Origin of the sequence: Xanthobacter autotrophicus (assembly GCF_030015065.1) — a bacterium.
GTDB classification, from domain to species: domain Bacteria; phylum Pseudomonadota; class Alphaproteobacteria; order Rhizobiales; family Xanthobacteraceae; genus Xanthobacter; species Xanthobacter autotrophicus_D.
The window spans coordinates 1-9,687 of sequence record NZ_JAIVFN010000142.1; the positions used below are offsets into that span (position 1 = coordinate 1).

The window sequence follows — 9,687 nt, forward strand, 5'->3', positions numbered from 1 at the left end:
CACCCGCACGATGCGGCTGGCATAGGCCGCCACCACCGGCTCGATCACCGCGAAAGCGGCATCCTGCGCGCCCACCATGGCCGAGAGCGTGCCCTCGTCCGCCTGCACCGGGGTGCCACCGAGGGGAGAATCGCAGAAGAAGATGCCGCGCGCCTCCAGTTCCGCCGCCAGCGCCATGGTCAGGGTGGGCTCGGAGGTGGAGGTATCGACGATGTGGAGGCCGGCCTTCGCGGTGGAGAGGATGCCGTTTTCCCCGCGCAGCACCGCTTCCACCTGGGGCGCGCCGGTGACGCACAGGACGATGATGTCGCTCGCCTGCGCCAGTTCCGCCGCGGACTTCACCTCGGTGGCGCCGCGCGCGACAAGGTCCTCCACCGGCGCCCGGTTGCGATGGCCCAGCACTGCAAGGGGAAAGCCCTTGGCCAGGATGTTCTTTGCCATCCCGTGCCCCATCAGGCCCACGCCGATGAAGCCCACCCGCGCCCTGGTCGTATCCTCGGTCATGTGTTTCGTCCCTGTCCAATTACCACTGGCCGTTGCCGTTAAATCGTTTAACATGAACAAAAGGACGGCGCGAGACGCGACAGATCCGGTTATAGGGAAGGCCCATGGATGACAATATCCCCGTTCAGGCCCAAGCTGGTCAGATGCCTGTTCCCATCGGCAAGGTGACGCTCCAGGGCCTTGCCCGCGAGCTTGGATTGTCCACCGCCACCATCTCGCTGGCCTTGCGCGACAGCCCCATGGTGGCGGAGGCGACGCGGCTCAAGGTGCAGGAAGTGGCCCGCGCCCGCGGCTATGTGGCCAATCGCGGCGCCGCGGCCCTGCGCACGGCGCGCACCAACATCGTGGCGCTGGGCCTGCACGACATCGTCAACCCGTCCTTCACCGAGCTGCTCGCGGCGGTGGAGGACGCGCTGAGCGCCGCCGGCAAGACGGTGCTCCTCGGCGTCAGCCAGGAGGACGTGGCGCGCCAGACCCGCACCCTGGGGACGCTGGCCGAGTACCGCCCCGACGCCTTCCTGGTCTCGCCGGCCGCCCGTTCCACGGTGGCGGACCTCAAGGCGCTCGCCTCCACCGGCATCGCGGTGGTGCAGGTGACGCGGGAGATCGAGGGCTCGGGCTTCGATTTCGCGGGCTCGGACGACGTGACCGGGGTGGCGCTCGGCGTCGCCCACCTGGTGGCGCTGGGCCACCGGCGCATCGGCATGCTGGGCGGCTTCGACGCCATCTCCACCGGACGCAAGCGCCTCGCCGGGTACAAGGCGGGTCTTGCCGCCGCCGGCCTGCCGTTCGATCCCGCTCTGGTCATGGAAGGGCCGGGCCTGCGGGAAGAAGGCCGCCGCCAGCTGGCGCGCCTGCTGGCGCTGGAGGAGCCGCCCACCGCTGCCGTCAGCTTCAACGATCTTTCCGCCTTCGGCGCCCTCATGGAACTGCAGGCGGCGGGGCTCACGGTGGGCCGCGACTTCTCGCTGGTGGGCTATGACGACATCGGCGAGGCCAGGGTCTGGCATCCGGGGCTGACCACGGTGCACACCTTCATCCCGGAATATGGCCGGGCCGCCGCCGACCTTGCCTTGAAGCGCATCGCCGATCCGGCGCGGCCGGTGGAGCGGGTGGAGATGGCGCCCAAGCTGGTGGTGCGCGCCACCACCGCCCCGCCCGTACCGGTGAAGCGCCGGCCCTTATGATCCTTCCGGTCGTCGAGGCGGACGATCCGCGCATCGCGGCGTTCCGGGACGTGCGCGAGCGCGACCTCGTGGGCCGGCAGGGCGCCTTCATGGCGGAAGGGGAGGTGGTGCTGCGCCTGCTCGCCGCGCGGCTCGGGGCAACGGACGGCCATCGGCTCTGTGCGCTGCTGCTCTCGCAGGCGCAGGCGGCGCGGCTTGCCGATGTCATCGAGGCCCTGCCACCCGATATCCCGGTCTATGTGGCGGGGCAGAAGGTGATGGATCAGGTGGTGGGCTTTCCCATCCATCGCGGCATCCTCGCGTTGGGGGCGGCGCGGCCGCTGCCGGAGCCTTCGGCGCTGCTCGACAGCCTCGGGGAGCGGGCGCTGGTGGTGGCGGCCCTCGGCCTCACCAACCACGACAATATGGGCGGCATCTTCCGCAATGCGGCGGCCTTCGGCGCCGATGCGGTGCTGATCGACGCCGCCTCCTGCGATCCGCTCTACCGCAAGGCCATCCGGGTGTCGGTGGGGGCGAGCCTGGTGGTGCCGTTCGCGCGGGTGGCGGACGGCGCGAGCGCGGTGGAATTGCTGAAGGCGCGTGGCTTCGAGGTGGTGGCGCTGTCGCCGGCAGGGCGCGAGCCCTTGTCGCGGCTCGTGCGACCGCCCCGCGTGGCGGCCCTGTTCGGCACCGAGGGGCCGGGCCTGCCGGGAGAGGTGATGGCCATGACGCGCACCGTGGCCATTCCCATGGCGTCCGGCTTCGACAGCCTGAACGTGGCCACCACCAGCGGCATCGTCCTGCATCATCTGGCCGGGGTATGAGGGCCTTCACTCCTCCGTGGTGCTTTCCCAGGTGGCGTGGCGCACGCCGGGCAGGGCGGCGAGGCGGTCGGTGACCGCGTCCAGCTCGGAGGGCTCCACCGCCGTGCTCATGAGCTTGGCCACCAGCAGGGAGGTATCGTCGCCGGCCGGGCCCTCGTCCACGTCGCTCACCGGATATTTCGCCTGCTCCAGCAGTTCGATGAGCGTTTCGCGCAGGTCGGGGATGGCGCCGGTGTCCACCGTCACGCGCACCTCGTAGCTCACTTCCGAATGGCGCTCGTCCAGCGGGATGCGGTCGATGAAATTGGCTACCGGACGCAACAGTGTGTTGCCGGCGATGACGATGAAGGTCAGCAGCATGGCCTCCGCCAGCATGTCCGAGCCGGTGAAGCAGCCCACAGCCGCCGAGCACCACAGGGTCGCCGCGGTGTTGAGGCCGCGCACGTTGAGGCCTTCCTTCATGATGACGCCGGCGCCGAGAAAGCCGACGCCGGTGACCACGTTGGCCACCACGCGCATGGCCTCCGTGGAGCCGGCGATGCGCGCGGCGAGGTCCACGAAGGCGGCGGCGCCCACCGCCACCAGAACGTTGGTGCGCAGGCCGGCGGTGCGCTGGCGATACTGCCGCTCCGCGCCGATCAGCGTGCCGAGCACGAAGGCGGCGGCAAGGCTCACCACGGAATCGAGGAACGACCACAATTCAAAGGTCTTGAGAATGCTCACGCGGGTCCCCGTGCGCTGGTTCCGGGAGGGCTTCTTCCTCGCGTCCCGGCGGCAAGCGGGCAAGGGAAAAAGGGGACCGAAGACGTTTTCACAGTCTCGCGCGCCGGATTGTCGCGGCTCGATGGAACTGCTACAAACCGCCCATGCCTCATGCCTGTGCGCCTCTTTCGATCCTGAGCCGGGTGGCCCTCTGCGCCGCCGGCCCGTTCGCGCGCACGACCATGGAGTTCGCGGCGGTGCCGGATCATGTCCGCCTGCCGGGCCGTTTCTTCGGCCGCTTCACCACGGCGGCCTCGGCCCAGCTTCGCGGCTGACGCGCCTTTCAGTCTCGTCGTCGAGACAGCCCGCATTCCAGATACCGGCCCGGCCGCCATTGCGCGTGCCAGCCTTTCCTCAGGACAGGACGTAAGACGTAGCCATGACCGCACCTGCGAACGCCGCACCCGCGAACGGCCCCCGCACCCTCTACGACAAGATCTTCGACGACCATGTGGTGGCGCGGCAGGAGGATGGCACCTGCCTGCTCTATATCGACCGCCATCTGGTCCACGAGGTGACCAGCCCCCAGGCCTTCGAGGGCCTGCGCATGACCGGGCGCACCGTGCGCGCGCCGCACAAGACGCTGGCGGTGGTGGACCACAACGTCCCCACCACCGACCGCACCCTGCCCAACCCCGATCCCGAGAGCGTGGCGCAGATCGCCGCGCTCGCCGAGAACACGAAGGAGTTCGGGGTCGAGTATTATGACGGCTTCGACAAGCGCCAGGGCGTGGTGCACGTGGTCGGCCCCGAGCAGGGCTTCACCCTGCCCGGCACCACCATCGTCTGCGGCGACAGCCACACCTCGACCCATGGCGCCTTCGGGGCACTCGCCCACGGCATCGGCACGTCCGAGGTGGAGCATGTGCTCGCCACCCAGACGCTGATCCAGAAGAAGGCGAAGAACATGCGCGTCACCGTCTCCGGGCCGCTGCCCGAGGGCGTCGGCGCCAAGGACGTGGTGCTCGCCATCATCGGCAGCATCGGCACCGCCGGCGGCACCGGCTATGTGATCGAATATGCGGGCGATGCCATCACCTCCCTCTCCATGGAAGGGCGGATGACGGTGTGCAACATGTCCATCGAGGGCGGCGCCCGCGCCGGCCTGGTGGCCCCCGACGAGAAGGCCTTCGCCTATCTCAAGGACCGCCCCAAGTCCCCCAAGGGCGCCGACTGGGACGCCGCCCTGCGCTTCTGGCAGACCCTGCGCACCGACGAAGGCGCCCATTTCGACGCCGAGATCCAGCTCGACGGCGCCAGCCTGCCGCCCATCGTGTCCTGGGGCACCAGCCCCGAGGACGTGATCTCGGTGGAAGGCCTGGTGCCCGACCCGGCCCTCATCACCGACGAGGGCCGGCGCGCCGCCAAGATCCGCGCGCTGGCCTATATGGGCCTGACCCCCGGCACCAGGATCACCGACATCACGCTCGACCGCGTCTTCATCGGCTCGTGTACCAATGGCCGCATCGAGGATCTGCGGCAGGCCGCCGCCATCGTCGCGGGGCACAAGGTCAACGCCAACGTGAACGCCATGGTGGTGCCGGGCTCCGGCCTCGTGAAGGAGCAGGCCGAGGCGGAGGGCCTCGACAAGATCTTCCTCGCCGCCGGCTTCGAGTGGCGCGAGCCGGGCTGCTCCATGTGCCTCGCCATGAACGCCGACCGCCTCGCCCCGGAGGAGCGCTGCGCCTCCACCTCGAACCGCAATTTCGAGGGCCGGCAGGGCTTCAAGGGCCGCACCCACCTGGTGTCGCCCGCCATGGCGGCGGCGGCGGCCATCGCCGGCCATTTCGTGGACGTGCGCCACTGGCCCAAGGCGGCCTGAGGTTCTTTCCGTTTGTGAAGCGAGACGGCCGGGCGTGTGCCCGGCCGTTTTCGTTTGGAGCGCGGTGCGCTCACCCCACCCAGTCCAGACCGATGTCGAGGATGGGCGCGCTGTGGGTCAGCCAGCCCACGGAGATGAGATCCACGCCCGATGCCGCGATGGCCGGCGCGGTGTCGCGGTTCACCCGGCCCGAGGCCTCGGTGAGCATGCGCCCGCCCACCATGCCCACCGCCTCGGTGAGCGTCTCAGGCGTCATGTTGTCGAGCAGCACCGCATCGGCGCCGATGGTGAGCAGCTCTTCCAGCTGGGCGAGGGTGTCCACCTCCACCTCCACCTTCACCATGTGGCCGGCGCGGGCACGCACCCGGCTGACCGCCTCGCGCACCGAGCCGGCGATGGCCACATGGTTGTCCTTGATGAGCACCGCGTCATCGAGGCCGAAGCGGTGGTTGGAGCCGCCGCCGGCGCGCACCGCGTATTTCTCCAGCGATCGCAGCCCCGGCGTGGTCTTGCGGGTGCAGACGATCTGCGCGCGGTGCCCGGCGATGGCTTGAACCAGCCCCGCCGTGGCGGTGGCGATGCCGGAGAGGCGGCAGGCGAGGTTCAGCCCCGTGCGCTCGCCGGTGAGCAGCGCGCGGGACGAGCCCTCCACCTCCGCCAGCACCGTGCCCGGCGCCACTGCGGTTCCATCCGTCACGCGCGGGGTGAAGCGCACGGCGCCGTCCAGCAGGCGGAAGGCGAGGCGGGCGCAGTCGAGCCCCGCCACCACGCCTGCCTGCCGCGCGGCGAGCACGAGGCGGCTCGCATGGCCGGGGGGCACCACCGCATCGGTGGTGATGTCGCCGGCCCGGCCGAGATCCTCCAACAGGGCGGCGCGCACGATGGGCTCCACCATCAGCTCGGGGAGCGGGTCGAGGGGCATGGTGAGGTCCGTCAGCTGGAAGAGGCGAGGGCCAGGGCCGGTTCGGCGTGGCGGCGCGCCTCGGCAAGGCTGCGCTCAAGCGTGGTGCGTGCACGCCGGGGCACTGCGGCGGGAGCGGGGAAATCGGTGCGCGCATGGGCGCCCCGGCTTTCCTCGCGGGCCAGCGCGCAGACCGCCATCATGAGCGCCACCCGGGCGGGGGCCGAGGCCGGCCCGGTGCCTTCCGCCAGCGGCAGCAGGCGGGCGATGGCGGTGGCAAGGCCCGCCGCGTCGCGGGTGACGCCCAGATGGCGCGAGACGATGGGACGGACGGAGGTCGGGTCCGGCGCCGCCGGCAGGTGGGCCGCCATGAGGCGGGCAGGGGCGCGGGCCGGCGTTCCGGCGACGCTCAGGGCCGCCGCGCGACCGCAGACCACCGCCTCCAAAAGCGAATTGCTGGCGAGCCGGTTGGCGCCGTGGAGGCCGGTGGCCGCCACCTCGCCCGCCGCCCACAGGCCGGGAACGGAGCTGCGGCCCGCCGCATCCACCGCGATGCCGCCCATGTGGTAGTGCGCCGCCGGGCGGATGGGCACGAGGTCGGTGGCGGGATCTATGCCCGCCGCCCGGCATCCGGCGGCGACGGAGGGAAAGCGCGCGGCAAAGCGCGCGCCGAGACTGGCGCGGGCATCGAGGAAGACCTCGCGGCCGGCCACAAGCTCCCGCCACACGGCGCGGGCCACCACGTCGCGCGGCGCGAGCTCCTTGCCCGGCACGGCGTCGAGCACGCGCCGGCCGGCGCGGTCCACGATGAGAGCGCCTTCGCCGCGCACCGCCTCGCTGATGAGGGAGAGTGGCCGGGCGGAGGTGGCGAGCGCGGTGGGGTGGAACTGCACGAATTCGAGGTCCGCCAGTTCCGCCCCGGCCTCGGCGGCGAGCGCGAGGCCTATGCCGAAGGAGGAGGCCGGATTGGTGGTGTGCTCGAACAGGGCGCCCACGCCCCCCGTCGCCAGGATGAGGCGGCGGGTGCGCAGCACGGCGCCGCCGTCGCGCCCGGCCACCAGCAGGCCGGCCACCGCGCTGTCTTCCATGAGGATGCGGCGGGCTTCCGCTTCCACCACCGTGATGGACGGGCAGGCAAGGGCGGCAATGCTGAGGGCCTGCACCAGGGCGCGGCCGGTGGCGTCGCCGTCCGCATGGACGATGCGGCGCCGGCTGTGGGCGGCCTCGAGGCCGAGGGCGAGGCTGCCGTCGGCGGCCCGGTCGAAGGCGACGCCAAGACGTTCCAGCTCCGCCACGGCGGCGGGGCCGTCGGCGAGGATGCGGCGGGCGGCCTCGGGATCGCACAGACCGTCGCCGGCCATGAGCGTGTCGGCGAGGTGGAGGTCGGCATCGTCGTCGGTGCCGACGCTGGCGGCCATGCCGCCCTGGGCGAGGGGGCTGGAGCCGTCCGCGCCGAGCGGAGCGCGGGTGAGCAGCACCACCGGCTCGGGCGCGAGGAAGAGGGCGGCGGCGAGCCCCGCAATGCCGCCGCCGACGATGACGGGGCGGCCCTCCAGCCGATCGAGGGCGGTCACAGCGCCAGCATCCGTTCCACCGAGGCGCGGGCGCGCTCCGCCACGCTGGCCTCGATGGTCACTTCGTGCAGGTTGCCTTCCAGCGCCTTGCGGATGTTGGACAAAGTGATCTTCTTCATGTGCGGGCAGAGATTGCAGGGCCGCACGAAGTCGATGTCCGGATAATGCACGGCGACATTGTCGCTCATGGAGCATTCGGTGAGCAGCACCACGCGCGGCGGGCGCTTCTGCCCCACATAGTCGGCCATGGCGGCGGTGGAGCCGGCGAAATCCGCCTCCGCCACCACCTCCGGCGGGCATTCGGGATGCACCAGCACGGTGACGCCGGGATTGGCAGCGCGCAATTCGCGCACGTCCTCCGCCGTGAAGCGCTCGTGCACCTCGCACTGGCCGGCCCAGGAGATGATCTCGATGCCGGTCTCGGCGGCCACGTTCTTGGCCAGATACTGGTCGGGCAGCATGATCACCTTCGGCACGCCGAAGCTTTTCACGATCCGCGCCGCATTGCCCGAGGTGCAGCACACGTCCACCTCCGCCTTCACGGCGGCCGAGGTGTTCACATAGGCGATGACGGGCAGGCCGGGATGGGCCTGCCGCATGAGGCGCACATCCTCCGCCGTGATGGAATCGGCCAGCGAGCAGCCGGCGCCGGCATCCGGGATGAGGACCGTCTTGCCGGGATTCAGCAGCTTCGCCGTCTCGGCCATGAAATAGACGCCGGCGAGCACGATCACGTCCGCATCCACCCGCATGGCCTCGCGGGCCAGCGCCAGGCTGTCGCCCACGATGTCGGCAACGCAGTGGAAGATTTCCGGCGTCTGGTAATTGTGCGCCAGGATCACCGCGTTGCGCTCGCGCTTCAGGCGCAGGATGGCTTCGGCATCCTCGGCGAAGAAGGCCCAGTCGGCGGGCGGGACCACGCGCCGGATGCGCTCATAGAGCGGCGCGGTGCGGGCGAAGGCCTCGGAGAGGGCGCTTCCGGCGCCGCTGGTTTCGGCGAGGGCAGGCTGGGCGAATGCGACCATTGTCTATACTCAGTTTGAGCATATGTCTGGCATATGCTTATACTGAGCATAAGCACTGTCAAGTGGGCGCGAGGGGTAATTTCGTGCCGGCCAGCGCCCGCTCCTCCACCACCGTGTGGCGGAAGCGGAAGAGTTTCGCAGGCCGGCCAAGGCTTTCGGAGGTGGTGCCGCCGGTTTCCTCCACCAGTTCCTGTTGTTCCATCAGCCGGCGAAAATTCTGCTTGTGCAGGGTGCGTCCTGCGATTGCTTCTACGCAACGTTGCAGCTGGAGCAAGGTGAAGGTGGGCGGCATCAGCTCGAACACCACGGGACGATACTTGATCTTGGCCCGCAGCCGCGCGATCCCGGTGGCGAGGATGCGCCGGTGGTCGGCGATCATGGGCCGGCCGGCGCCGCCTTCCTCGCTCTTGCCCTCGCGGCGCAGGCGCTCGGCCACGATGCCGGCCTCGTACAGCATCTCGTAGCGCTGGAGGGTCAGTTCCTCGTTCCAGCGGGCGCCGTCGAGGGCGAAGGTGGCGGCCGCCCGCAGGCGCCGCTCGCTGCGCATGCCGGTGGTGGGCGCGTCCTCCGCCCATGCGGACAGCGCGGGCGCCAGCACCCTGCCGATCACCGGCGGCGGCCCGGCGCGGTGGTCCTCCCAGGGGAAATATTCATACCAGCCGTGCCAGCCGGCCTCGGCCGCGTCGTGCTCCCGCGTCAGCCCCAGATAGGAGATGGAGATGGTGCGCGGCGCGGTATCCGCGTCGGCGCGGTCCTTGTCGGCGAAGGTGTAGAGCTGCTCCACATAGCCCAGCGGATGGTGGGTCTGCTGCTCCACCCAGTCGCGCAGGCCCTGCTGGAGCGAGCGGTGGGCCAGTTCGAACGGGCCGGAGGGCAGGGCGCCGCCCTTGGCCACCGTCATCACTCGCGGCTCGCCGGCGGTCACCGCCGCGAGCACGGCGATGAGATCCACGACCACGGATCGGCTGGCGCGCTGGGAACCCGGCATGTCGCTCACGGCAGGGAGAAAGGCTGGCGGGATGGCGAGGCCATCCGCTGCGCCCCCGATAGCACGCCCACCGCGCGGGACGGAAGCGCGGCAAAGGAAGGGGGAGGGGGCTGGGGAGAGC

10 protein-coding genes are annotated in these 9,687 nt (G+C 70.8%); 4 read left to right on the plus strand and 6 right to left on the minus strand.

Annotation, left to right across the window (positions count from 1 at the left end):
* On the minus strand, positions 1–558 hold a 558-nt coding region (locus K9U40_RS20180), incomplete at its 3' end, for an NAD(P)-dependent oxidoreductase (protein ID WP_282891912.1).
* 50 nt (positions 559–608) lie between these two features.
* Between K9U40_RS20180 and K9U40_RS20185 the strand changes: the two genes are divergently transcribed.
* Together K9U40_RS20185 and K9U40_RS20190 are read left to right on the plus strand one after the other, a co-directional pair.
* Positions 609–1,691, plus strand: coding sequence for a LacI family DNA-binding transcriptional regulator (locus K9U40_RS20185; protein WP_282891913.1), 1,083 nt, complete (start codon positions 609–611; stop codon positions 1,689–1,691).
* A complete protein-coding gene (locus K9U40_RS20190; RefSeq protein WP_282891914.1) occupies positions 1,688–2,494 on the plus strand; it encodes a TrmH family RNA methyltransferase in 807 nt (268 codons plus the stop codon). The genes K9U40_RS20185 and K9U40_RS20190 overlap by 4 nt, the downstream gene beginning before the upstream one ends.
* 6 nt (positions 2,495–2,500) lie before the next feature.
* Here the strand turns inward: K9U40_RS20190 and K9U40_RS20195 are convergent, their stop codons facing one another.
* Positions 2,501–3,217: an MgtC/SapB family protein gene (locus tag K9U40_RS20195; RefSeq protein WP_282891915.1), complete on the minus strand. Its 717-nt coding sequence runs from the start codon at positions 3,215–3,217 to the stop codon at positions 2,501–2,503.
* A gap of 143 nt (positions 3,218–3,360) precedes the next feature.
* Between K9U40_RS20195 and K9U40_RS20200 the strand changes: the two genes are divergently transcribed.
* Together K9U40_RS20200 and leuC are read left to right on the plus strand one after the other, a co-directional pair.
* Positions 3,361–3,531, plus strand: a complete 171-nt coding sequence (locus tag K9U40_RS20200) for a hypothetical protein (RefSeq protein ID WP_282891916.1) — start codon at positions 3,361–3,363, stop codon at positions 3,529–3,531.
* A 104-nt stretch (positions 3,532–3,635) separates the two neighbouring features.
* Positions 3,636–5,078 (plus strand): 3-isopropylmalate dehydratase large subunit, encoded by a 1,443-nt coding sequence (leuC, locus tag K9U40_RS20205; RefSeq protein WP_282891917.1) that lies wholly within the window; start codon positions 3,636–3,638, stop codon positions 5,076–5,078.
* 70 nt (positions 5,079–5,148) lie between these two features.
* On the opposite strand, the gene nadC is transcribed toward leuC, so the two are convergent.
* From nadC to K9U40_RS20225, 4 genes are read right to left on the minus strand one after another with little or no spacing between them, the layout of a single operon-like run.
* Positions 5,149–6,000 carry a carboxylating nicotinate-nucleotide diphosphorylase gene (nadC, locus tag K9U40_RS20210; protein ID WP_282891918.1) on the minus strand — a complete coding sequence of 284 codons (852 nt, stop codon included), beginning with the start codon at positions 5,998–6,000 and terminating at the stop codon, positions 5,149–5,151.
* Between the two features lie 11 nt (positions 6,001–6,011).
* Positions 6,012–7,553: an L-aspartate oxidase gene (locus K9U40_RS20215; protein ID WP_282891919.1), complete on the minus strand. Its 1,542-nt coding sequence runs from the start codon at positions 7,551–7,553 to the stop codon at positions 6,012–6,014.
* Positions 7,550–8,578, minus strand: a complete 1,029-nt coding sequence (gene nadA, locus K9U40_RS20220) for a quinolinate synthase NadA (protein ID WP_282891920.1) — start codon at positions 8,576–8,578, stop codon at positions 7,550–7,552. Before nadA ends, K9U40_RS20215 begins: the two co-directional genes overlap by 4 nt.
* Before the next feature lie 58 nt (positions 8,579–8,636).
* Positions 8,637–9,626, minus strand: coding sequence for an NUDIX hydrolase (locus tag K9U40_RS20225; protein ID WP_282891921.1), 990 nt, complete (start codon positions 9,624–9,626; stop codon positions 8,637–8,639).
* Between the last annotated feature and the right edge of the window lie 61 nt (positions 9,627–9,687).

Coding starts and splice junctions, on each gene's coding strand:
- K9U40_RS20200 (WP_282891916.1), top strand. CDS start 3,361: ATGCCTCATGCCTGTGCGCCTCTTTCGATCCTGAGCCGGGTGGCCCTC.
- nadA (WP_282891920.1), bottom strand. CDS start 8,578: ATGGTCGCATTCGCCCAGCCTGCCCTCGCCGAAACCAGCGGCGCCGGA.
- K9U40_RS20190 (WP_282891914.1), top strand. CDS start 1,688: ATGATCCTTCCGGTCGTCGAGGCGGACGATCCGCGCATCGCGGCGTTC.
- nadC (WP_282891918.1), bottom strand. CDS start 6,000: ATGCCCCTCGACCCGCTCCCCGAGCTGATGGTGGAGCCCATCGTGCGC.
- K9U40_RS20185 (WP_282891913.1), top strand. CDS start 609: ATGGATGACAATATCCCCGTTCAGGCCCAAGCTGGTCAGATGCCTGTT.
- leuC (WP_282891917.1), top strand. CDS start 3,636: ATGACCGCACCTGCGAACGCCGCACCCGCGAACGGCCCCCGCACCCTC.